The 22,410-nt window shown below is 72.4% G+C and carries 18 protein-coding genes; 6 read left to right on the plus strand and 12 right to left on the minus strand.

The window, feature by feature from the left end; translation table 11 throughout:
- Nucleotides 1-404 precede the first annotated feature (404 nt).
- A complete protein-coding gene (locus tag QNO09_RS36875) occupies nucleotides 405-1,412 on the minus strand; it encodes a stage II sporulation protein M (RefSeq protein ID WP_283974598.1) in 1,008 nt (335 codons plus the stop codon).
- 128 nt (nucleotides 1,413-1,540) lie between these two features.
- Between QNO09_RS36875 and QNO09_RS36880 the strand changes: the two genes are divergently transcribed.
- Nucleotides 1,541-2,536 (plus strand): RDD family protein, encoded by a 996-nt coding sequence (locus tag QNO09_RS36880; RefSeq protein ID WP_283974599.1) that lies wholly within the window; start codon nucleotides 1,541-1,543, stop codon nucleotides 2,534-2,536.
- Between the two features lie 41 nt (nucleotides 2,537-2,577).
- Here QNO09_RS36880 and QNO09_RS36885 read toward each other — a convergent pair whose 3' ends face one another.
- From QNO09_RS36885 to QNO09_RS36920, 8 genes are all read right to left on the minus strand, one after another.
- The gene (locus tag QNO09_RS36885; RefSeq protein ID WP_283974600.1) at nucleotides 2,578-3,189 is read right to left on the minus strand and encodes a hypothetical protein; all 612 of its coding nucleotides are present in this window, start codon (nucleotides 3,187-3,189) and stop codon (nucleotides 2,578-2,580) included.
- A 133-nt stretch (nucleotides 3,190-3,322) separates the two neighbouring features.
- Nucleotides 3,323-4,780: an adenosylhomocysteinase gene (ahcY, locus tag QNO09_RS36890; RefSeq protein WP_283974601.1), complete on the minus strand. Its 1,458-nt coding sequence runs from the start codon at nucleotides 4,778-4,780 to the stop codon at nucleotides 3,323-3,325.
- Between the two features lie 410 nt (nucleotides 4,781-5,190).
- Nucleotides 5,191-6,171, minus strand: coding sequence for a cation diffusion facilitator family transporter (locus QNO09_RS36895; protein WP_283974602.1), 981 nt, complete (start codon nucleotides 6,169-6,171; stop codon nucleotides 5,191-5,193).
- A 152-nt stretch (nucleotides 6,172-6,323) separates the two neighbouring features.
- Nucleotides 6,324-7,475, minus strand: coding sequence for a mannose-6-phosphate isomerase, class I (manA, locus tag QNO09_RS36900; RefSeq protein ID WP_283974603.1), 1,152 nt, complete (start codon nucleotides 7,473-7,475; stop codon nucleotides 6,324-6,326).
- 55 nt (nucleotides 7,476-7,530) lie between these two features.
- The gene (locus QNO09_RS36905) at nucleotides 7,531-8,658 is read right to left on the minus strand and encodes an SIS domain-containing protein (RefSeq protein WP_283974604.1); all 1,128 of its coding nucleotides are present in this window, start codon (nucleotides 8,656-8,658) and stop codon (nucleotides 7,531-7,533) included.
- Between the two features lie 128 nt (nucleotides 8,659-8,786).
- The gene (locus tag QNO09_RS36910) at nucleotides 8,787-8,957 is read right to left on the minus strand and encodes a Trm112 family protein (protein WP_283974605.1); all 171 of its coding nucleotides are present in this window, start codon (nucleotides 8,955-8,957) and stop codon (nucleotides 8,787-8,789) included.
- 70 nt (nucleotides 8,958-9,027) lie between these two features.
- The gene (locus QNO09_RS36915; protein WP_283974606.1) at nucleotides 9,028-10,392 is read right to left on the minus strand and encodes a phosphomannomutase/phosphoglucomutase; all 1,365 of its coding nucleotides are present in this window, start codon (nucleotides 10,390-10,392) and stop codon (nucleotides 9,028-9,030) included.
- 230 nt (nucleotides 10,393-10,622) lie between these two features.
- Nucleotides 10,623-11,045, minus strand: coding sequence for a DUF3499 domain-containing protein (locus tag QNO09_RS36920; protein WP_283974607.1), 423 nt, complete (start codon nucleotides 11,043-11,045; stop codon nucleotides 10,623-10,625).
- 293 nt (nucleotides 11,046-11,338) lie between these two features.
- Here QNO09_RS36920 and QNO09_RS36925 point away from each other — a divergent pair, with 293 nt between their 5' ends.
- Nucleotides 11,339-11,794: a metallopeptidase family protein gene (locus tag QNO09_RS36925; RefSeq protein ID WP_283974608.1), complete on the plus strand. Its 456-nt coding sequence runs from the start codon at nucleotides 11,339-11,341 to the stop codon at nucleotides 11,792-11,794.
- Between the two features lie 21 nt (nucleotides 11,795-11,815).
- Here the strand turns inward: QNO09_RS36925 and QNO09_RS36930 are convergent, their stop codons facing one another.
- From QNO09_RS36930 to QNO09_RS36940, 3 genes are all read right to left on the minus strand, one after another.
- The gene (locus QNO09_RS36930) at nucleotides 11,816-13,336 is read right to left on the minus strand and encodes a DUF5719 family protein (RefSeq protein ID WP_283974609.1); all 1,521 of its coding nucleotides are present in this window, start codon (nucleotides 13,334-13,336) and stop codon (nucleotides 11,816-11,818) included.
- A complete protein-coding gene (locus QNO09_RS36935) occupies nucleotides 13,333-16,995 on the minus strand; it encodes a glycosyltransferase family 2 protein (protein WP_283974610.1) in 3,663 nt (1,220 codons plus the stop codon). Before QNO09_RS36935 ends, QNO09_RS36930 begins: the two co-directional genes overlap by 4 nt.
- Before the next feature lie 162 nt (nucleotides 16,996-17,157).
- Nucleotides 17,158-17,421, minus strand: a complete 264-nt coding sequence (locus tag QNO09_RS36940) for a WhiB family transcriptional regulator (RefSeq protein WP_010034659.1) — start codon at nucleotides 17,419-17,421, stop codon at nucleotides 17,158-17,160.
- Between the two features lie 659 nt (nucleotides 17,422-18,080).
- Here QNO09_RS36940 and QNO09_RS36945 point away from each other — a divergent pair.
- The 4 genes from QNO09_RS36945 (at nucleotide 18,081) to QNO09_RS36960 (ending at nucleotide 22,046) form a co-directional block, all read left to right on the plus strand.
- Entirely contained in the window at nucleotides 18,081-18,587 is a 507-nt protein-coding gene (locus tag QNO09_RS36945; RefSeq protein WP_283974611.1) for a cysteine dioxygenase, read from the plus strand.
- A 75-nt stretch (nucleotides 18,588-18,662) separates the two neighbouring features.
- On the plus strand, nucleotides 18,663-19,622 hold the full coding sequence (cofD, locus tag QNO09_RS36950; protein ID WP_283974612.1) for a 2-phospho-L-lactate transferase: 960 nt from the start codon (nucleotides 18,663-18,665) through the stop codon (nucleotides 19,620-19,622).
- Nucleotides 19,619-20,950, plus strand: a complete 1,332-nt coding sequence (locus QNO09_RS36955; protein ID WP_283974613.1) for a coenzyme F420-0:L-glutamate ligase — start codon at nucleotides 19,619-19,621, stop codon at nucleotides 20,948-20,950. Before cofD ends, QNO09_RS36955 begins: the two co-directional genes overlap by 4 nt.
- Before the next feature lie 61 nt (nucleotides 20,951-21,011).
- Nucleotides 21,012-22,046 carry a DNA-3-methyladenine glycosylase family protein gene (locus QNO09_RS36960; protein WP_502962395.1) on the plus strand — a complete coding sequence of 345 codons (1,035 nt, stop codon included), beginning with the start codon at nucleotides 21,012-21,014 and terminating at the stop codon, nucleotides 22,044-22,046.
- The last annotated feature ends 364 nt before the right edge of the window (nucleotides 22,047-22,410 follow it).

A 22,410-nucleotide genomic window follows, 5' to 3' on the forward strand; every position in this document is an offset into this window, starting at 1 on the left:
TCAAGGAACGGTCGCTTCCTTTGTACTCACCCTCTCGGGCTTTCCTCCGGGCTTCCCTTCGGTCTTGCGTTTCCGACTCTATCAGATCTTTTCTCGACCCGATTTCCTCGGCGCTTTCCAGGTTTCCGCTTTCGCGTTTCCCTTTCCGGCGGCTCCGACTTTATCAGAAGTTCCGGGCCGGACTGACCGGCCACTCATTTCCGATTCATCGGGAGGGGCTTCAATGAAATCAGCGTTTCAAGAAGCGGATAGATGTTCACTGTGCTGGTCCGGGCCTTGAGCCCATCTCCAGGCAACTGTTCGAATCTACCTCCCCACGCTCGCCGTGTCAACGGCTCCTGCGGGGCGAAGAGGAGACTAGCAGCTGAACGGAGGGCGTCGCACATCCGGCGGTCACGGGGCGATCAAGCTGCTGTCGGGACGCTCGCGCTGCGCTCCGCAGCCTCGACGTCGCCGGTCTCCCCCGCACGGGCGGCACGACCGCCCAGGACGTAGACGTAGGCCAGGAACGCCGCTTCGGCGACGACCCCGATGCTGATGCGGGCCCACGTGGGGAGGCCGGACGGAGTGACGAACCCTTCGATCGCACCGGAGACGAAAAGGACGAGGGCGAGGCCTATGGCCATGCCTATGGCGGCTCGGCCTTCTTCCGCGAGAGCCGTGCGCCGTGTCCGGGGGCCGGGGTCGATGAGGGTCCAGCCCAGGCGCAGGCCGGTGCCGGCTGCGACGAAGACGGCGGTCAGTTCGAGGAGGCCGTGCGGGAGGACCAGGCCGAGGAACGTGTCGAGGCGGCCGGCCGAGGACATCAGGCCCACGCCGACGCCGAGGTTGAGCATGTTCTGGAAGAGGATCCAGATGACGGGGAGGCCCAGGAAGACTCCCAGGATCAGGCACAACGCGGCGGCCCAGGCGTTGTTCGTCCAGACCTGGGCGGCGAAGCTGGCCGCCGGGTGGCTGGAGTAGTACGTCTCGTACTGGCCGCCGGGGCGGGTGAGCTCGCGTAGTTCGCCGGGAGCCGCGATCGAGGCCTGCACCTCGGGATGGGTGCCGATCCACCAGCCCAGCAGAGCTGCGACGGCCGTGGACAGGAGCGCCGTGGGCACCCACCAGTGCCGTGACTTGTAGACGGCGGCGGGGAAACCCTGGGTCAGGAAGCGCGTGACGTCACGCCAGGAGGCGCGTCGGGTGCCTGTCACGGCATGACGCGCGCGTGCCACGAGCTGGCTGAGCCGGCCGGTGAGCTGTGGGTCGGGGGCGCTGGACTGGATCAGGGAGAGATGCGTCGCAGTGCGCTGGTAGAGAGTGACGAGTTCGTCGGCTTCGGCGCCGTTGAGGCGGCGCTGGCGGCGGAGCAGGGCTTCGAGGCGATCCCACTCCGCTCGGTGGGCGGAGACGAAGACGTCGAGGTCCATCGGTGTGCCTGCTCCTCGGCTGGTCGTCGGCAGCTCGTCATGGATCAGCTTGTCGTACTGCGATGCGATGCGCCCCCAGCTTGGCAGACTGGCCCTGTCGGAGGCAGGGCAGGGGAAGGGCGGCGGGCGTGAGTGAGCTGGTGACGGGTGAGGCTGTGGCGTTGGAGCTGCGCCCCGCGAGGCTGCCCAGCAGGGCGTTGGCCGTGCTGCTCGATCTGGTGGCGGCACTGGCGGTCTACGTCGCGGTGACCATCGCGGTGGTCGTTTCCACGGCCTCCCTCGACGAGTCGGCGCAGGCGGCGCTGTCGATCGCGACGTTCGTTCTGGTGCTGGTGGGCGGGCCCATCGCGGTGGAGACGCTCAGTCACGGGCGGTCGCTCGGGAAGATGGCGTGCGGGCTGCGTGTGGTGCGGGACGACGGGGGCCCGATCCGGTTCCGGCATGCGCTGGTGAGGGGCTTGATCGGGGTGATCGAGATCCTCATGACGCTCGGGGTCGTCGCCTGCATCGCCTCGTTCGTGTCGGCGCGCGGGCGTCGGCTGGGTGATGTGTTCGCGGGGACGCTCGTCGTACGGGAACGGCTCCCGGTCACGCGGACCGGTTTCGTGCCGCCTCCGCCTCCCTGGCTGTCGGGGCGGTTCTCGGGGCTCGATCTGTCCGCGGTGCCCGACGGGCTGTGGCTCGCCGTCCGGCAGTACCTGACGCGCATGCAGCAACTGGATCCGCAGGTGGGCTGGTCGATGGCGGAGCGGCTGGCGTCGGATCTGGCGGCGCGTACGGGTGCTCCGGTGCCGCAGGGGGTGCCGCCGGCGGCCTATCTGGCGGCAGTCGTGCAGGAACGGCAGGCGCGGGAGGCCCGCCGTGCTTTCGGAAACGATGCGGCCCGTTCGGCGACGTCCGCCACCGTCGCTCCGGTCACGAGCGGATCGAAGGCCCCGACCGTGGCGCAGGCAGAGGGTGGGCTTGAGGCGGCGACCGCTCCTCCGGCTTCTCATGGATCGGCCGGACCGTCTGCCGGGGTGCGTGAGGTGGTGTCGGAACCGTCCGGCGGGGGCCGGTCCGGGGAGTCGGCCGAGGTTCCCGCGAGCGAGCGGCCCCGTACCGGGTTCGTGCCGCCGGCCTAGTTGGGGGCGGGGCCGTCGGCTGCTCCGGGGCGGTTGCCTGTTCAGGTGAACACCGAGGGTGGTGTCTCCAGGTCCTCGAGCTCGATGCCGGGTGCCGCGAGCACCACGTCCCCGGCCAGGTGGACGGTGTGCTGCTCGCCCGTGTCCAGGGCTGTGACCTGGTATTCGTCCACGGTCAGAAGGCCGTTGTCAGTGGCGTGTGCTTCGCTGTTCAGCAAGGTCCAGGACTGGTCCACGGTGCGGGGGGCGAGGACCGGGTCCGTGAAGGCGACGAGGCGTACACGGGTGGCCGCGGAGGGGGTGAGGCGCAGAAGACGGGCGGTGGCCACGAGGAATGCCGGGGATGTGCCGGTGAAGGCGTGGGCTGGCACATTGCCTTCGGTGGCCTCGGTTCCGGTGGGGTCGGAGCGGACCCAGGTGACGCCGTCGAGGGCGGCGCCGCGCACCTGCCAGGCGGCGGCGTGGAGTTCGAGGCGGAGAGGGCGGCCGAGTTCGTCGAGGGTGAGGTCGACGGAGCCGTGGTGACCGCCCGAGGGAGTGGTCAGCTGGGAGACGTAGCGCCAGCCGGAGGGGCCGGGGGCGCACTGGAAGTGCTCTTCCGCGAGGGGGGTGTGATCGTGCGGATCGTGGAGCGAATAACGGCCGCGGGGCATGAGGGTCCTGGGTCTTGACGGGCGGGGCCGGTCGCCGGCCGGTCGAACGGGGCAGGCCCCCGGCACGGGGGTGCGGGGGCCTGCCTCGGAGATCCGGCCAGTGGGTGACTGACCGGCAGTGGTGCCGCTCGGCTCAGTAGCGGTAGTGGTCCGGCTTGAAGGGGCCCTCGACCTGGACGCCGATGTACTCGGCCTGCTCCGGGCGCAGGGTGGTCAGCTTCACGCCCAACGCGTCGAGGTGGAGGCGGGCGACCTTCTCGTCGAGGTGCTTGGGCAGCACGTAGACGCCGGTCGGGTACTCGTCGGGCTTGGTGAACAGCTCGATCTGGGCCAGGGTCTGGTCCGCGAAGGAGTTGGACATCACGAACGACGGGTGACCGGTGGCGTTGCCCAGGTTCAGCAGGCGCCCCTCGGACAGGACGATGATCACCTTGCCGTCGGGGAAGGTCCAGGTGTGGACCTGCGGCTTGACTTCGTCCTTGACGATGCCGGGGATCCTGGCAAGGCCCGCCATGTCGATCTCGTTGTCGAAGTGGCCGATGTTGCCGACGATGGCCTGGTGCTTCATCTTGGCCATGTCCGAGGCCATGATGATGTCCTTGTTGCCGGTCGTGGTGATGAAGATGTCGGCCGTCTCGACGACGTCGTCGAGGGTCGCGACCTGGTAGCCGTCCATCGCGGCCTGGAGGGCGCAGATCGGGTCGATCTCGGTGACGATCACGCGGGCGCCCTGACCGCGCAGGGACTCCGCGCAGCCCTTGCCCACGTCGCCGTAGCCGAAGACGACCGCGGTCTTGCCGCCGATGAGGACGTCGGTGGCGCGGTTGATGCCGTCGATGAGCGAGTGGCGGCAGCCGTACTTGTTGTCGAACTTCGACTTGGTGACGGCGTCGTTGACGTTGATCGCCGGGAACAGCAGGACGCCGTCACGCTGCATCTCGTACAAGCGGTGGACGCCGGTCGTGGTCTCCTCGGTCACACCGCGGATCTCGGAGGCCAGCTGGGTCCACTTCTGCGAGCCGTCCGTGATGGTGCGGTTCAGCAGTTCGAGGATGACGCGGTGCTCGTCGGACTCGGCGGTGTCGGGCGAGGGGACCTTGCCGTCCTTCTCGTACTCGACGCCCTTGTGGACGAGGAGGGTGGCGTCGCCGCCGTCGTCCAGGATCATGTTGGGGCCGCCGGTGGGGCTGTCCGGCCAGGTCAGCGCCTGCTCGGTGCACCACCAGTACTCCTCCAGCGTCTCGCCCTTCCAGGCGAAGACCGGGACACCCTGGGGGTTGTCCACGGTGCCGTTCGGGCCGACGGCGATGGCGGCGGCCGCGTGGTCCTGGGTGGAGAAGATGTTGCAGGACGCCCAGCGGACCTGCGCGCCGAGGGCGACCAGGGTCTCGATGAGCACGGCGGTCTGCACGGTCATGTGCAGGGAGCCGGTGACACGGGCGCCGGCCAGGGGCTGCGCCTCGGCGTACTCCTTGCGGATCGCCATCAGGCCCGGCATCTCGTGCTCGGCGAGGGTGATCTCCTTGCGGCCGAACTCGGCCAGGGAGAGGTCGGCGACCTTGAAGTCCTGTCGGTTCTCGACAGTCGTCATTGCGAGCTGCTCCTCGGGGTTTGGGTCGAGGTGGGTACGGCTGGTCTGCGCGGCGGCGGACACAGGGTGCCCGAAAGAGGACACAGGCATGCCCGCGTGCGCGCAGCGCAGTCCGTCGGAGGCCCTCTCTCCCTCGGCCGGTCCGCGGTGGGACCGCCCGACCGCCATCAGCAGCGACGTCTGGCTTCGTCCCAAGCTACACCGGGGGCGGGCGCGATCCCCAGTCCGCCGGGAAACACATCGAGCCGATCATGTGACGGATCGGGGGAGGGGACGGGACGGATGCCGGGCGGATGCCGGGTGGGCGGCGACGGGCCGGGTGGGGGGCGATGCGAGGTGGTGAGGGCCGGGAAAGCCGGACGGGGCCCGCCGCGTGGTTCGGCGGGCCCCGTGGGCCGGAGGGGAAGGGGTCAGTGCTCGGCGGGGTGGGGGGCCGGGCCGCCCGGGGAGGCCTCGGGGTCGGGACCCTTGGCGGCTTCCCGCTCGCTGTAGATGTCCGGCTCGAGGTAGATCACGCGGGCGATCGGGACGGCTTCGCGGATGCGGGCCTCGGCGGCGTTGATGGCGGCGGCGATCTCGGTGGCCGTGTCGTCGTGCCGAACGGCGATCTTGGCGGCGACGAGGAGTTCCTCGGGGCCGAGGTGGAGCGTGCGCATGTGGATGATGCGGGTGACGGTGTCACCGTCGACGACGGCGGCCTCGATCTTCTGCGTCTCCTCCAAGCCGGCGGATTCGCCGAGCAGCAGCGACTTGGTCTCCGCGGCGAGGACCAGGGCGATCAGGATGAGCAGGATGCCGATGCAGAGGGTGCCGATGCCGTCCCAGACGCTGTTGCCGGTGAGCAGGGCGAGGCCGACGCCGCCGAGGGCGAGGAACAGACCGACGAGGGCGCCGAGGTCCTCCAGGAGGACGACCGGGAGCTCGGGGGCCTTGGCGTGGCGGACGAACTCCTTCCAGGAGCGGCGGCCGCGCACGGCGTTGGACTCCTTGATGGCCGTGCGGAAGGAGAACGTCTCGGCGATGATCGCGAAGACGAGGACGCCGACCGGCCAGTACCAGTTCGTCAGCTCGTGCGGGTGCTTGATCTTCTCGTAGCCCTCGTAGAGGGCGAACATGCCGCCGACCGAGAAAAGCACGATGGAGACGAGGAAGGCGTAGATGTAGCGCTCACGGCCGTAGCCGAAGGGGTGTTGCGGGGTGGCCTCGCGCTTGGCCTTCTTGCCGCCGACCAGAAGCAGCGCCTGGTTGCCGGAGTCGGCGAGCGAGTGCACGGACTCGGCGAGCATCGACGACGAGTTGCTGAAGAGGAACGCCACGAACTTCGCTACCGCGATCGCGAGGTTGGCGACCAGTGCCGCCACGATCGCCTTGGTGCCGCCTGACGCGCTCATTTGTTCGCGTTGTCCCTTCGTACGCCGTTTCAGGGGCCGGACGCCCGCCTTGGTGGGCGCCCTTGGCTTTGCCCGTGCTTGACGGTGGGCCATTGTTGCAGCCCGCCGCGGCAGCGGTGAGTCAGGTCACCAGCACGGGGCCGTCGAAACGGTCAGGCGACGACCGTGGCCCGGAAAAGTGTTCCCGTTCCGGACACTTCGGCCCTTTCTCCGGCCGGGACGAAGACGGACTCACCGGGGGCCAGGTCGTGCTCGCCGGCCCGGACGGCGCCGGCCGTGCAGAGCAGGATCTGCGGGGTCGGGCGGGTGAGGTCGTGGGCGGCGCCCGCCTCGGGGAGGACGTAGCGGGAGAGGCGGAACTCGTCGATGGGGGTCTCGTAGACCTCCTCGCCGTCCGGGGAGGCCTCCGGGCGCAGGACGCCGGGGTCGCTGGGGCGGAAGCGGACGATGCGCAGAAGTTCGGGGACGTCGACGTGCTTGGGGGTCAGGCCGCAGCGCAGGACGTTGTCGGAGTTGGCCATGATCTCCACGCCGAGGCCGTCGAGGTAGGCGTGCGGGACGCCGGCGCCGAGGTAGAGGGCCTCGCCGGGCTGGAGCCGCACGTGGTTCAGCAGCATCGCGGCGATGACGCCGGGGTCGCCCGGGTAGTGGTGGGCGATGTCGGCGTAGGGGGCGTAGGCGCCGCCGAGGCGGGTGCAGGCGGTGGCCGCGTCCGCGACCGTGCGGGACATCTCGTCGGGGGCGGCGGTGAGGATCGCCGTGAGGACCTCGCGCAGGGCGGCGTCCTCCGGGTGGGCGTGCAGCAGGTCGACGTAGGGCTTGAGGGAGTCGACGCCCAGGTCGTCGAGCAGGGCCGCGGCCTGCAGCGGGTCGCGGAAGCCGCACAGGCCGTCGAACTCGGTGAGGGCGCAGATCAGTTCGGGCTTGTGGTTGGCGTCCTTGTAGTTGCGGTGCGGGGCGTCCCCGGGGATGCCCCGCCGCTCCTCGTCCGCGTAGCCCTCCCGCGCCTGCGTGAGGTCGGGGTGGACCTGGAGGGAGAGCGGGGCGCCCGCGGCGAGGATCTTGAGGAGGAAGGGCAGCCGGGGGCCGAACTTGGCGACGGCGGCGGGTCCGAGTTCCTTCTCGGGGTCGGCGTCGACGACCTCGACGAGCGTGCCCCGGCCGGTGCGCGAGGGTGCGCCCGGGTGGGCACCCATCCACATCTCCGCCTGCGGCTCGCCGGTCGGTTCGACGCCGAGCAACTGCGGGATGGCGGTCGGGGAACCCCAGGCGTAGGGGCGGATGGTGTTGTCGAGGCGGTCCATGGGGTTCTCTCTGCGGGGTGCGGGACGCGGGCGCGTCAGGGTGTCCCGGGCAAGATCAGGCCCTCGAAGCGAGCGCCAGGTAAACGGCGGCGAAATCCGTGATGGCGATCAGTTCCGCGAGGGTCTCCAGTTCGCCGCCCTCCTCCGGTTCCAGCTCGCTGATCGGTGTGTCGTGGCTGAGCGCGAGGTCGCGGGCGCCGGGGGCGGCGGTGAGGCCGCCGATGGGGCGGTCGCGCAGCAGTACCACGCGCGCGTGCAGGGCGGGCGGTTCTTCGACGCGGTCGCGGAAGAAGTCGTCGGGGTCGGCGCTGGCGGCCAGCGGGCCGGCGAGCAGGGCGCCGTGGGCGGCGAGGGCCTCGGGCAGTTCGGCCACGACCGCGGGGGTGCCGGACAGTTCGGCGAGGGCGGCGGCGAAGCGGCGGCCCGCGGGTCCGGCCGAGGTGCCCTCGGTCCAGACGACCGGGAGCGCGTCGGCGAGCTCGGCGGCCAGGGTCTTGGCGGCGTTGCTGTAGGTGGCGATGGCGGGGCCGCAGCGCTCGGCGACGCGGTCGAGGCGGTCGGCGACCTTGTCGAGGACGTCCGGCGGGGCGTCGAGCACGCCCGCACGGTCCAGCAGCGCCAGCAGCGGGGTGAGCAGGGCCCACAGGACGCCGGGGGCGGACGCGGCGAGGGGCTCGTCCTGGTCGTACGGGACGGTCGCCATGGGGACGAACAGGCCGTGCACGCCGGCGACGGCTTCGGCGAGCGGGGTGCGGGCGGGGGCTACGGCGACGACGGTGCAGCCCCGGCGGTAGGCCTGCTCGGCGAGCAGGGACAGGCCGGGTTCGGTGCCGTCCGGGGTGGTGATCAGCAGGAGGTCCACGGAGCCGACCCAGCCGGGCACTTCCCAGCGCAGGGCGCCCGCGGCGGGGGCGACGCCGGTGGGGGCGAGGCGGGTGACCGGACTTCCGGCGCCGGCGAGGGTGCCGATGAGGTCGGCGGCGTGGGTGGCGGCGGCACCCGGGCCGGCGATGAGGACGGCGCGGGGCCGGCCGTCCGGCTTGAGGTCGTTGACGCCCGCCTCGGCGGCGTGGCGGACGGCTGTGCGCACGCGGGCACCGGCTTCTGCGGCGCCGCGGAGAAGCCCGCGGTGGTCGGCCTCGGCGAGGCCCTCCGGGGAGTCGAGCATCGATTCGTCGAGCATGGGCGGAAGCTTCCCATCGCCGGGGTCCGTTATGAGGTGTCCTGGATCGTGCCCGCTGTGCCGGGAGCTATGTGCGCCGAGGGGTCGCGCGGTGCGTACGGGCGCGCGCGGGTGCGTGCGTCCCTCGGTCACGCGGGGCGGCGGGCCTCGTCGACGAGGAGGACGGGGATGCCGTCGCGGACGGGGTAGGCCAGGCCGCAGTCGGCGCCGGTGCAGATCAGTTCGCTGTCCTGCTCGGTGAGGGGGGCGTGGCAGGCCGGGCAGGCGAGGATCTCGAGGAGGCCGGATTCGAGGGGCATAGGGGTTTCCTCCGAGGTACGGGCGCTTGGGGTCGTGCCTGGTCAGATTACCGCCGGTGGGGGCGGGGCCTCAGCCCCTGATGATGGCCAGCACCTCGTCGCGCACCCTGGCCATCGTCCCGGCGTCCCTGGCCTCCGCGTTCAGGCGCAGCAGCGGTTCGGTGTTGGAGGGACGGACGTTGAACCACCAGTCGGCGGCGGAGACGGTGAGGCCGTCGAGTTCGTCGAGGGTGATGCCCTCGCGGGCCCCGTACGCGGAACGGATGGCGGCGAGGCTGGCCTGCTGATCCGCGACCGTGGAGTTGATCTCCCCGGAGCCGGCGTAGCGGTCGTACCGGGCGACCAGGGAGGAGAGGGGACCGTCCTGGCCACCGAGGGCCGCCAGGACGTGGAGGGCGGCCAGCATGCCCGTGTCGGCGTTCCAGAAGTCGCGGAAGTAGTAGTGCGCGGAGTGCTCGCCGCCGAAGATCGCGCCGGTGCGGGCCATCTCGGCCTTGATGAAGGAGTGGCCGACGCGGGTGCGGACCGGGCTGCCGCCGTTCTCCTCGACGACCTCGGGGACGGACCAGGACGTGATCAAGTTGTGGATGATCGTGCCCTTGCCGCCGTGCCGGGCCAGTTCGCGGGTGGCGACCAGGGCGGTGATCGCCGAAGGGGAGACCGGCTCGCCCCGCTCGTCGACGACGAAGCAGCGGTCGGCGTCGCCGTCGAAGGCGAGGCCCAGGTCGGCGCCCTCCTCGCGGACCCGCTTCTGCAGGTCGACGAGGTTGGCGGGGTCGAGGGGGTTGGCCTCGTGGTTGGGGAAGGTGCCGTCGAGCTCGAAGTACATCGGGACCAGCGTCAGGGGCAGGCCCGCGAAGACCTCGGGGACCGTGTGTCCGCCCATGCCGTTGCCCGCGTCGACGACGACCTTCAGGGGGCGGATGGAGGTCAGGTCGACCAGGGAGCGCAGGTGTGCCGCGTAGTCCGGCAGGGTGTCGCGGCCGGTGATGGTGCCCGCCTCGGCGGCCGGCTCGGGGGCGCCCGACTCGCTCCACCCCTCGACCAGTTCGCGGATCTGCGCGAGGCCGGTGTCCTGGCCGACCGGGGCGGCTCCCGAGCGGCACATCTTGATGCCGTTGTACTGCGCCGGGTTGTGGGAGGCGGTGAACATGGCGCCCGGCAGGTTCAGCGCGCCCGAGGCGTAGTACAGCTGGTCGGTCGAGCACAGGCCGATCTCCGTCACGTCCGCGCCGAGCGCGGCCGCCCCGCGCGCGAAGGCACGCGACAGGCCCGGTGAGGAGGGCCGCATGTCGTGCCCGGTCGCGATGGCGCTCGCGCCGGTGACCCGCACGAAGGCCGCTCCGAAGAGCTCGGCGAGGGACTCGTCCCACTGGTCGGGAACGACCCCGCGTACGTCGTACGCCTTCACGACCTGCGACAGATCAGCAGCCACGGCCAACCTTCCTGAAAAGTACTGTCGGTCCGCACAAACTACCCTCGCCCACCGACAGCGCGCTGGGCGGACGCCAAGAGGACTCACAGCCGTAACCTCAGGTCAGGGCAGCGTCCAGCCCGTGACGGGGCGCTCCGGCCGACGACGATGCGATGCCCCCAACACCGGATTAATCATGTCCGCGCCAAGTCGACGTCAGTGGGGTGCTGGTGGGGGAATCGCGGACGCGGTCAGTTGTCGGGCGAGCGCAGGACGCGGAGGTGTCCGCGGCGCGCGACCTCCATCGGGTCGGCCCTGCGGCCTCCGCCGCCGGCCTCGGCCGCCCGCTCCTGCGGACGGGCCGCCTCACGGACGGCGTTCGCGAGCGCTTCCAGGTCGTCGCCGCTGGGGCGGGCGGGGGCCGAACCGTCGAGAAGCCGGACGACCTCCCAGCCGCGCGGGGCGGTGAGGCGCTCGGAGTGCTCGGCGCACAGGTCGTAGCAGTGGGGTTCGGCGTAGGTGGCGAGCGGGCCGAGGACCGCGGTCGAGTCGGCGTAGACGTACGTCAGCGTCGCGACGGCGGGACGGCCGCAAGCGGTGCGCGAACAGCGACGTACAGGGCTCACGATGTTGGACGGTACCGCACTCTTGAGCGGGCCGCGACGACTCTCCACGAGGTCACCCCACCGTGTCGTGCTGTGAAACGTCCCACACACTCCTTCGGGCGCACCTCGCCGACCTGCTCGGACATCGCCGTCCGGGGTGCCGAACGGTCCCGCGAGCAGATAAGAGTCGTCACAAAACCCTCAATTGCCGTGTGCTCACCGGTCTCGGCGGATACGGATTTGAGCCCAATCTTGGCTTGAACGGTCATGTGACGACACGCCCAGCAGGTCGGCCGGAAGCCGTCCGTGCCGCCGTGCGGTGCCGGGCGCCGGGGCGCGGCGGGGACTACCCTTCACCAGTGATGGACAAGCCCGTAACGCCCCGTGCCGCCGCCCCCGGGCCCCGCCGCCGTGATCGCCACGGACGGGGCATGCGCGGCCCCATCGCACCGCCGCAGGTGCCGCTCGCCGCGAGCCGTGCGGACGCGTTCGCCGATCTGGTGCAGGACTCCGTGGAGCGCCTGGAGCGGCGGTGGCCGCAGCTCGCCGACATCGATTTCCTGGTTCTGGAGGTACCCCGGCTCGACGGGCCCGGCCACGCCTGGAACGACGAGGCGGTACCGCTCGGCGGCACGATCGGCGCGCGCGAGGGCCGCCCCGCGCGCGTGGTCGTCTACCGGCGGCCGGTCGAGATCCGCACCAAGGGGCGCGACGAGCGGGCGGCGCTGGTGCACGAGATCGTCGTCGAGCAGGTCGCCGAACTGCTGGGGCTGACGCCGGAGACGGTGGATCCGCGCTATGGCGAGGACCAGGGCTGAGACGGACGCCGGCGGGCAGTGCTACTTCTGGAGCACCGACAGGTCCTCGTCCGCCTCCGGTACGGCCACCGTCCCCCGGTCGTCCGGCAGCGTCTGCACCGTGAAGGCGGGGACACCGCCCTCGGTCACCGCCAGGGTGCGGGCCCCGTAGACCGGGCCGCCGGAGACCGGCTCGACCGTGAGCGCGTAGGTGCCCTTCAGGCCGCCGGGGGTCGGGGGTTCGATGTCCTGGGTCGTGCCGCCCTTGATCGTGTACGTCTTCGACACCGGGGTGCCGCCCTCGCTGCCGGCCGAGGCGGTGACCTTGACCGTGGCGGCGGCGCCGGGGGCCGTCAGGGACAGCGTGCTGCCCTTGCCGCTGTTGTCCGCGGACGTCGCGCGTGTGCCGACGGGGCGGGTGGCCGGGATGAACGCCGTCTCCTGCTTGTCGCCCTTGCCGCGGACGACCCGCAGGGCCGCCACGACCGGCACGGACCGGTCCGTCGGGGACAGCACCAGGGAGCCCGCCTCGCCGCGGGTGACCTCGCCCAGGTCGGTGGCGGACGTCATGCCGGCCTTGACGTGCACCGTCTCGTGCCCGGCCGGGGTGATCAGCCCGGAGGGGGACGCCAGGCGCACCTTCAGGTCGGCGTCGGCGTCGCCGGGGGTGAAGACGACCAGGCGCACGGAGGTGGCGTCCTTGGGGATGCCGGGCAGGACCAGGCTGCCCGAGGGGTCCGTGGACGCGGCCAGCCAGTCGCCGCCGAGCTTGTCGTCCAGGGCCTGCACGGCGGCGCCGACGCGTCCGCTGCGGACGTTGACGTGCACGGTGAGGTCGGTCTGCCGCTCGTCGACGAGGGTGGACAGCAGGACCGGCTCGCTGGAGTGCGGCTGGACCGTGATGCCCTCCCCCACCGCGGACTTCAGGGCGCCGTCCTTGCCGTAGAGCTCGATGTCGACCACGGCGGCCGAGTCGTCGGGGTTCGTCAGGTGGACGTAGTCGGTGCGGTCGGCGTCCGCGCTGGCGCCGGGGAACCAGAAGTCGGTGTCCGGAGCGGTGCAGTTGACGCCCTGGAGGCCACGCCCGGTTCCCGCGGCGACCTCGGTCGTCTCCTGGACCGTCCAGCCGGGTGCGAACCCGCCGTCCGCGGTTCCGACGAGCGCGGGCGCGTCGCCGCCGGAGCTGTCGCCGGTGACCGGCTTGCCGGGCTGCCGGGGAGTCAGTACGGGCTCGGCGGGCTTGTCCTGGCCGGACTTCCCGTCGTCCTCGCCCTTGCCCTTGTCGGTGCCGTCGGCCGACTTCTGGGCGGCCGCCCGCAGTTCGGCCTTGCCGCCGCTCTCGGTGCCCTTCGTGACGGGCGTGAAGGACGTGTAGGACGTCTCGGCGAGGTCGGACGTGCTGGGCGCCGGGCACAGCAGGCTCGTGCGCTCGACGGGCAGTTGGGCGGCCGCCTCGGCGGCGGTGTCCGGGGCCGGGGCGTCCGGCTGGGACAGCGCGGCGAAGCCGGTGACGGCGGCGAGCGCGGTCGCGCCGGCGATCAGGGACAGGATGGTGCGGTTCACTGCTGGCTCCCGTCGGGACGCTCACTGCCCGTGCCGTGGGGGTGGTGCTGCTGCGCCGGGTCGTAGGGCGTGCCGTAGCCCTGCTGGTAGGCCTGGTCGTAGCCCTGTTGGTCGTACGGCGCGACCTGGGCCTGGTCCTGGCCGCCGTAGGCGTACGGGTCGTACTGGCCGCCCTGGTACGGGGCCGCCTGGTACTGCTGTCCGTAGGCGTCCGCCGGGTAGGGGGCGTTCTGGTACTGGTCGCCGTAACCCGCGTACGGGCCGCCCTGGTAGGCGGTGTTGTCCCACTCGCCGTGGTTCTGCTGCGGCACCGCCGCCGGCTGCTGCTCCGGCTGCGGGGGCGGGAACTCCTCGGGTCCGGCGGTTTCCTCGGCCTCGGCTTCCGCCTGGGCGCGCAGGCGGCGGGCGCGGCGGCCCTCGCCGGCGACGGCCTCGGCCGGGACGGCCGGCTCCTCGGGGAGGTCGTCGTCGATGTCACGGCGTCGGCCGGGCAGGGCGAGCACCACGAGGACGAGGGCGAGGAGCCCTTGGGCCCACAGCCAGGCCGTGTGACCGATCGGGTCGTCGTACGTGACGTCCAGCCTGCCCCCGCCGGCGGGCAGTTCGAAGCCCTGCGCCCAGCCGTCGACCGTGGTGCGGGTCAGCGGCTTGCCGTCGAGCGTGGCGGACCAGCCGTCGGACGCGGAGTCGGCGAGGCGCAGCACCCGTCCGCCGGCACCCGCCGGGATCGTGGTGTGGATGTCGACGGGCCCGGCGGCGACGGGTCGCGGGGTGCCGGATCCGGAGGCGGGCACGATCGTGGCGCGCGCGACCTCCCGGTTGACGCGCCACAGCGCGCCGCCGTCCTGCTGGCTGAGCCGGGTCAGACCGGGTGTGGCGTCCAGGACGCGGGTGACCTCGCGGGGGGCGCCCTGGTGGACGAGGACGTAGCGCACGGCGAAGCCACCGAGCTGGTCGGACTGGTCGGCGCCGGAACCGGCGACCAGGTTGGCGACGACCTTGTCGAGCCTGCCGTTCTCGCCGTCGGCCGCGGCGATCTCGCCGTCCCCGAGGCGGGCGCCCGAACCGCGGACCAGCATGTAGCCGACGCGGGCGCCGGAGTCGCTGTCGAGGACGAGGGTGCGGGCCTGGTCGTGGGTGCCGCTCTCCTCGGCGACGAACGCGGGCACCTGGGTCGCGTCGCGCCGCTCCAGCGGGCCGTCGGCGCCGCGGATCATCCAGCCGGCGGCGATGAGCAACGGGCCGGCCGCCGAGGCGAAGGCGATCAGCACGGCGACCGGCTGGCGCCAGCCGAAGCTCTGCTCGGCCACGCGCGCGCGTGCCCCGTCGGCGCCGAGCGCGGCGGCCGCCAGGAGGGCGATGCCGTAGACAAGGGTCGCCGGGCCGGCCCAGGCGGAGCCGTTGGCCAGGACCGCGAAGACGAAGCCGGTCAGGGCGACCGTCCAGGCCGTCCAGATGCCCGCCTGGCGTTCGGAGCGCACCAGGGCGGCCAGGGCGGCCAGCACGATGCCGAAGAGCATGAGGCCGCTGACGGTGCCGGGGCCGCCGGGGCTGGCGCCGAGCAGGCCGAGGGGGGAGGCCGCGGAGGCGCCGTACTCCAGGCCCGCCTCCTTCAGGAAGCCGAACGGGAGCAGCGTCAGCGACCAGGGCGCGAGCAGCAGCAGGGGCGTCCCGAGCTGAGCCAGGAACCGCAGCCCGTAGGCCGTGATGTCGGTCCGGCGCAGCACCAGCACTCCGATGCCGAGGAGCAGCGCGATCGGCCACACGATCGGCGTGAAGGCGGTGGTGATGGTCAGCAGCAGCGCGTACGCCCAGGTGGCGCGCCAGCTGCCGCGGGCACCGCCGGCGTTCGTCAGGCCACCGGCCGCGATGCCCGCGCGGGCGATGAGCGGCAGCAGCACGGCCAGGACGGCGGTGCCGATACGGCCGCCGGCGAGGGCGCCGGTGGCGGCGGGCAGGAAGGCGTAGACGACGGCCGCCCAGGCGCGCAGCAGCCGGGACTCGACGAGCGGGCGGGAGGCGAAGTAGGCGGTGACGCCGGCCAGCGGCACCGAGCAGACGAGCAGGAGCGTGACGGCGAGACCGGCCGAGCCGAACAGCAGGGACGCCAGCATCGCCACGAGCGCGAGGTAGGGCGGCGCGGGCGAGGTGCCGCCGGCGCCGACCGGGTGCCAGGCGTCCAGGTAGCGCGCCCACAGCTCGCCGGAGTCGGCCGGGGCCGGCAGCAGGGCGCCGCCCGCGAGCGCGCCGCCGCCGAGGAGCTGGCGGCAGGCCACCAGGGAGACGAGCAGCAGCACCAGGAAGAGCACCGGGCCGGGCTTGCGCGCGACGCGCTTGAGCCGGGCGAACTGCTCGATCTCCAGGAAGTCGGCGTCGTCGCCACCGGGACCCGATTCGACGGCGCCGCCGTGCCGTCCCGCGCCGGCGGCGACTTCCGGGTCGGAGCGGCCGACGAGGCTGCTCGCGACCTGCTCGACGGTGACCCGGACGGTCGCGCCGGGCGGCGGGAACAGGGCCCGCAGCTCGCCCTTGTCGATGCGGGGTGCGCCTCTGCCGCGCCGCCCGGCGAGGATCCGCTCGGGCCTGAGCAGGGTGCTCACCAGGCCGCGGATCTCGTCGACGGCCTGTCCGGGGACCTTGCCCACGAGGTAGGCCACGGTCCGCAGCAGGGTGCCGAGCACGATGCGCAGCATCACCCAGGGGAGCACGGCCGTACGCGCGTTGACGAGCAGGGTGTAGACGGCGCCGGCCTTGTCGACCTTGTGCGGGGAGGCCGCGGTACGGCCCACGCAGTCGACCGTGCGGCGCTCGCGGCTGGAGGCCTCGGCGTGACGGACGACCGCCTCGGGGGCGACCAGGACGCGGTAGCCGGCCGCGTGCGCGCGCCAGCACAGGTCGACGTCGTCGCGCATGAGGGGCAGGTGGCGGTCGAATCCGCCGAGCTGTTCGAAGACGTCGCGGCGGACGAGCATGCCGGCGGTGGACACCGACAGCACGGTCCGGACGTGGTCGTGCTGGCCTTGGTCCTGCTCACGGCGGTCCAGGCCGGTCCAGCGGCGGCCGGAGTTGGCGATGGAGACGCCGACCTCCAGCAGCTGGCGCCGGTCGTACCAGCCGCGGAGCTTGGGGCCCACGACGGCCACGTCCTCGCGGCCCAGCTCGTACTCGTTGTCCACGACCCGCAGCAGCTGGGCCAGGGCGTCCGGGTCCGGGGCGCAGTCGTCGTGCAGCAGCCACAGCCATTGCACCGGCTCGCCGTGCGGCAGTTCGGGAAGGTCGTAGGCGTCGTCGCGCCACGAGCGCGTGACCGGGTCCCAGCCGCTGGGGCGCTTCAGGTACGGCAGTTCGTCCGGGGTGAGGACCGGTGCGGTGCGGTCGCACTCCTCGACGGCCTGGCCGAAGCCGGTACGGCGGGCGAGGTGCAGCACCCGATCGGCGCCGAGCGCGTCGGTGACCAGCTGTGCGGAGGCGTCCGAGCTGCCGGTGTCGGCGCCCATCGCGTACTGGACGGGCCGCTCCTGACCGAGCAGTCCGGCGAGCGCGTCGGGCAGCCAGCGGGCGCCGTCGTGGGAGACGAGGACCGCGGTCACCACATGACGCGGGAACTCAGGTGTGGCAGCGGTGTCGTGATGGGCTGCCGGGTGGCTGTGCACGGACATCGAGGTACGGGCCCCGGTTCGGTGGACTGCGGTGGACGCCTGCGCCCGGTGGGGGCGGCGCGGTGTCTCGGACGAGCGACCACACTATCGGCTGCGCGGCAAGAGGCCCGCCGCCTGTGGATAACCCAGGGGCGACGGGCCGTTCACGAACCGGGGTGGGGGTCAGACGGCCGCTTTCTTCAGCCTGCGGCGCTCCCGCTCGGACAGGCCGCCCCAGATGCCGAATCGCTCGTCGTTGGCGAGGGCGTACTCGAGGCACTCGGAGCGGACCTCGCAGGCGAGGCAGACCTTCTTGGCCTCCCTGGTCGAGCCGCCCTTCTCGGGGAAGAAGGACTCGGGGTCGGTCTGGGCGCACAGCGCGCGCTCCTGCCAGCCGAGTTCCTCGTCCGCGTCGTCGACCAGCAGTTGCTGCACCGTCTCGGTCATGTGCGCCCCTCGTCTGTCTTTCGCGTCCCCGTGATCTAGCCGTTACCGATTCCGGCTGAACGACACGAGTGAAATTACAAGTGTGCTGCTCCGGGCGAGTCAAGCCGAGATCTGCTATTGAGCCCCTTATTCACTCTGCGGAACCAAGCCCATGCGGAAAGTGTTCAAATCACCATAAAACCTGACACACAGACGGAGCCCCTGAGGGCTCACGTCGTCCGCCGGACCCCTCGCAGACCTCTACAGGGAAGGACGCCCAGGAGTTCGATCTCGTTCCGACACGCACGTCGAAGCGAAACGGATCACAGTCGGATCACGACTACGCAACGGGGTTTGTGCGCCCGGTTGGACGCCATGTGTCCCGGGCGGGCCATGAACAAACCTTTCATCTGAGCGATCGACCGGATGAGGTGAACCACATCCCACATACCGGGTGTCGAGTTGACAGTGAAGGTGTGAACCGGTGTCCTTGTGGGCATGCTCGCGAACTTGGCAGCCACCTCGACCCGCACCGCCGGGTCCCACGGTGCTGCCCGCGCTCGCTGTAGCTGTTGCTGTCCCAGCTGTTGAGCCACACCCGCTCCAGCTGAAGGCCGAGCCACCCGTCTCTCGGCTCCCGTTCCCTCTGACCTTCTGCCACTGAGGAACCACGCACCCCCATGAACAGCGACAGCGACCTCCAGATCGCCGGTGACATCCTCGAAGTCACCCACCTCCTCCAGACCCCGCGCGAGCACCCGGCCACCGTCGCCGAGTTCGTCGGACTGGCCCGCTCCCTCGCCGAGGACCGCTCCCAGTGGGAGCACCTCGTCCGCTACGACGCGGTCAGCCGCTGGTACCACCGGCTGCGCACCGGCCCGGGCTACGAGGTGTGGCTGCTGTCCTGGGTGCCCGGGCAGGGCAGCGGGCTGCACGACCACGGCCGCTCCTCCGGTGTGCTGACCGTCCTGGAGGGCACGCTGACCGAGCGCACGGAGCGGGGCACGCGCGCCCTGCGCGAGGGCGCGCAGCGTGTGTTCGCGCCGGGGTACGTGCACGAGGTGGTGAACGACGCACTGGAGCCGGCGGTGAGCCTGCACGTCTACTACCCGGGCCTCACCGAGATGCCGATGCACACGGCCCCGCACTGCGAGGCCCGGACCGTACCGGGTGCTCTGACCGCCTGACCGGATGCCGTAGGCGGTCGACCGGATGTCGCGGGCGCCGACCGCTTGTCGCGGGCGCCTGCAAGACTGGCTCCCATGCGCATTGTGGTTCTGGCAGGCGGCATCGGCGGTGCCCGGTTCCTGCGTGGTCTGAAGCGTGCCGTCCCGGACGCGGACATCACGGTCATCGGCAACACCGGGGACGACATCCACCTCTTCGGGCTGAAGGTCTGCCCGGACCTCGACACGGTGATGTACACGCTCGGCGGCGGCATCAACGAGGAGCAGGGCTGGGGTCGCGCCGACGAGACCTTCCACCTCAAGGAGGAGCTCGCGGGCTACGGCGTCGGGCCCGAGTGGTTCGGCCTGGGTGACCGGGACTTCGCCACGCACATCGTGCGGACGCAGATGATCGGCGCCGGGTACCCGCTGAGCGCGGTGACGGAGGCGCTGTGCGACCGCTGGAAGCCGGGCGTGCGGCTGATCCCCATGACCGACGACCGCGTCGAGACGCACGTGGCCGTCGAGATCGACGGCGAGACCAAGGCCATCCACTTCCAGGAGTACTGGGTGCGGCTGCGCGCCTCGGTGCCCGCCCGGGCGGTCGTGCCGGTGGGAGCCGACCAGGCGAAGCCCGCGCCGGGTGTTCTGGAGGCCATCGCCGAGGCGGACGTGATCCTCTTCCCGCCGTCCAACCCGGTCGTGTCGATCGGCACGATCCTCGCCGTGCCCGGCGTCCGGGAGGCGATCGCCGACGCCGGGGTGCCGGTCGTCGGCCTCTCCCCCATCGTCGGTGACGCGCCCGTGCGGGGCATGGCCGACAAGGTGCTCGCCGCCGTGGGGGTCGAGTCGACCGCGACGGCGGTGGCCGAGCACTACGGCTCGGGCCTGCTGGACGGATGGCTCGTCGACTCGGTGGACGCGGGCGCGGTGGAGCGGGTCGAGGCGGCCGGGATCCGCTGCCGGGCCGTACCGCTGATGATGAGCGACACCGACGCCACCGCGCGCATGGCCCGGGAGGCGCTGGCCCTGGCCGAGGAGGTGCGGGGGGCGTGAGCACCGAGGTCACCGGCGAGGAGCGGGGCGCCGACGGGTACCGGGTGTGGGCCGTGCGCGGGATACCGGAGGTCGCGGCCGGGGACGATCTGGCCAAGCTGATCGCGGCCGCCGAGCCCGGACTGGCCGACGGGGACGTGCTGCTCGTCACCTCGAAGATCGTGTCCAAGGCCGAGGGCCGGATCGTCCCGGCCGCCGACCGGGAGGCCGCGATCGACGCGGAGACCGTACGGGTGGTCGCCCGTCGCGGCGGCCTGCGGATCGTGGAGAACCGGCAGGGCCTGGTCATGGCCGCGGCCGGGGTCGACGCGTCCAACACCCCGTCCGGGACGGTGCTGTTGCTGCCCGAGGACCCGGACGCCTCCGCCCGCGCCGTTCGCGACGGGCTGCGGGACGCCCTCGGCGTCGACGTCGGGGTGATCGTGACCGACACGTTCGGGCGGCCCTGGCGCGCCGGGCTGACGGATGTCGCGATCGGCGCCGCCGGAGTGCGCGTGCTCGACGATCTGCGCGGCGGCACGGACGCTCACGGCAATCCGCTCAGCGCCACCGTCGTCGCCACGGCCGATGAACTCGCCGCCGCGGGGGACCTCGTCAAGGGCAAGGCCGCGGGGCTCCCCGTCGCCGTGGTGCGCGGGCTCACGCACCTGGTGGCGGAGGGCGACGGCGGCGAGGGAGCGCGGGCCATGGTCCGCGGCGCCCGCGACGACATGTTCCGCCTCGGCACATCCGAGGCGGTCCGGCTGGCCGTGACCCAGCGGCGCACGGTCCGGGCCTTCACGGACGAACCCGTCGACACGGGTGCCGTACGCCGGGCCGTGGCCGCCGCCGTGACAGCGCCGGCACCGCACCACACCACCCCGTGGCGGTTCGTACTCCTGGAGTCGCGGGAGTCGCGGACGCGCCTGCTCGACGCCATGCGGGACGCGTGGATCGCCGATCTGCGGCGGGACGGCAAGACGGAGGAGTCCATCGCCAAGCGGGTCCGCCGCGGGGACGTCCTGCGCAACGCGCCCTACCTCGTCGTCCCCTGCCTGGTCATGGACGGCTCGCACACGTACGGCGACCCGCGGCGGGACGATGCCGAGCGGGAGATGTTCGTGGTCGCCGCGGGCGCCGGCGTGCAGAATCTCCTGGTCGCGCTGGCCGGGGAACGGCTGGGCTCGGCATGGGTGTCGTCGACGATGTTCTGCCGGGACGTGGTGCGCGAGGTGCTGGAGCTGCCCGCGGACTGGGACCCGATGGGGGCGGTGGCGGTCGGGCATCCCGCGGAGGAACCGCGACCGCGGCCCGGGCGGGACGCGGGGACGTTCATCGAGGTGCGGTGACAGGTGCCGGGCGGCGCCTACCCTCGTAGGGCTGCTCTTACGGATCCCGAGGACTTCATTCATGGCAGGACGGTTCGCTCCGCGGCCCACGCTCCCCCACGGCCCGAAAGGCGTGGGAGGTGCCCCCATGCCGGTGCGCGGCGGGCAGGTCGCCGTCCCCCCGGGGATGCCGCGGCAGGCCACGGGGCCGGGGCGGGTGCGCGAGTGGGTGCCGGACGGGCCGCTGGATCTCGGCCTGGTGCTCGGACCGCTGCGGCGCGGGCCCGGCGATCCGACGTTCCGGGCGACGACGGACGGGTCCGTGTGGCGGACCAGTCTCACTCCGGCCGGGCCCGGCACGCTACGGGTGTGCGCGTACGGCGGTGGGGTGCGCGGGGAGGCCTGGGGGCCCGGAGCGGAGTGGCTGCTGGAGCGGCTGCCGGAGCTGCTCGGGGCGGCGGACGATCCGTCGGCGTTCGTGCCGCGGCACCGGCTGCTGGCTTCGGCCCGGCATCGGCGGCCGGGGTTGCGGCTGACGCGGAGCGGGCTCGTGATGGAGTCCTTGATCCCGTCGATCCTGGAACAGAAGGTCACGACCGACGAGGCGTACCGGGCGTGGCGGCTGCTGGTGCGGAAGTTCGGGGAGCCGGCGCCGGGACCCGCGCCCGAGCGGATGTACGTCATGCCCGCGCCTCGGACCTGGGCCCTGATCCCGTCGTGGGAGTGGCATCGGGCCGGGGTCGACAACAAGCGGGCGTCCACGATCCTGCGTGCGGTGCGGGTCGCCGCGCGGCTGGAGCAGGCCGTGGAGATGGAGCCCGGGGCGGCTCGGGCGCGGTTGGAGCTGGTGCCGGGGGTCGGGCCGTGGACCTCCGCGGAGACGGTGCAGCGCAGTCACGGGGCGGCGGACGAGGTGACGGTCGGGGACCTGCATCTGCCCGGGATCGTGGGGTGGGCGCTGGCCGGGGACCGGGACGCGGACGACGCGGTGATGCTGGAGCTGCTGGAGCCGTACGCGGGGCAGCGGCATCGGGCGGCCCGGCTGATCCTGCTGAGCGGGAGGGTTCCGGCGCGCAGGGCACCGAAGATGCCCCGGTGGGATATCGGGCAGCTCTGAACTGTCGGGGGTGGAGGCGCTCGGCGTCGGTCGGGGGGCACATGCGGTGGGCCTCGGACGCTCGGCCCCAGTGCTGAACCGTCGGCGGTCGAGACGCTCGGCGTCAGTCGGCGGGGCAGGTGCGGTGGGCCTCCAATACTCGGCGCCAGTGCTGAACCGTCGGCGGTCGAGACGCTCGGCGTCAGTCGGCGGGGCAGGTGCGGTGGGCCTCCAATACTCGGCGCCAGTGCTGAACCGTCGGCGGTCGAGACGCTCGGCGTCAGTCGGCGGGGCAGGTGCGGTGGGCCTCCAATACTCGGCGCCAGTGCTGAACCGTCGGCGGTCGAGACGCTCGGCGTCAGTCGGCGGGGCAGGTGCGGTGGGC

Source organism: Streptomyces sp. 378 (genome assembly GCF_030124145.1).
GTDB lineage: Bacteria > Actinomycetota > Actinomycetes > Streptomycetales > Streptomycetaceae > Streptomyces.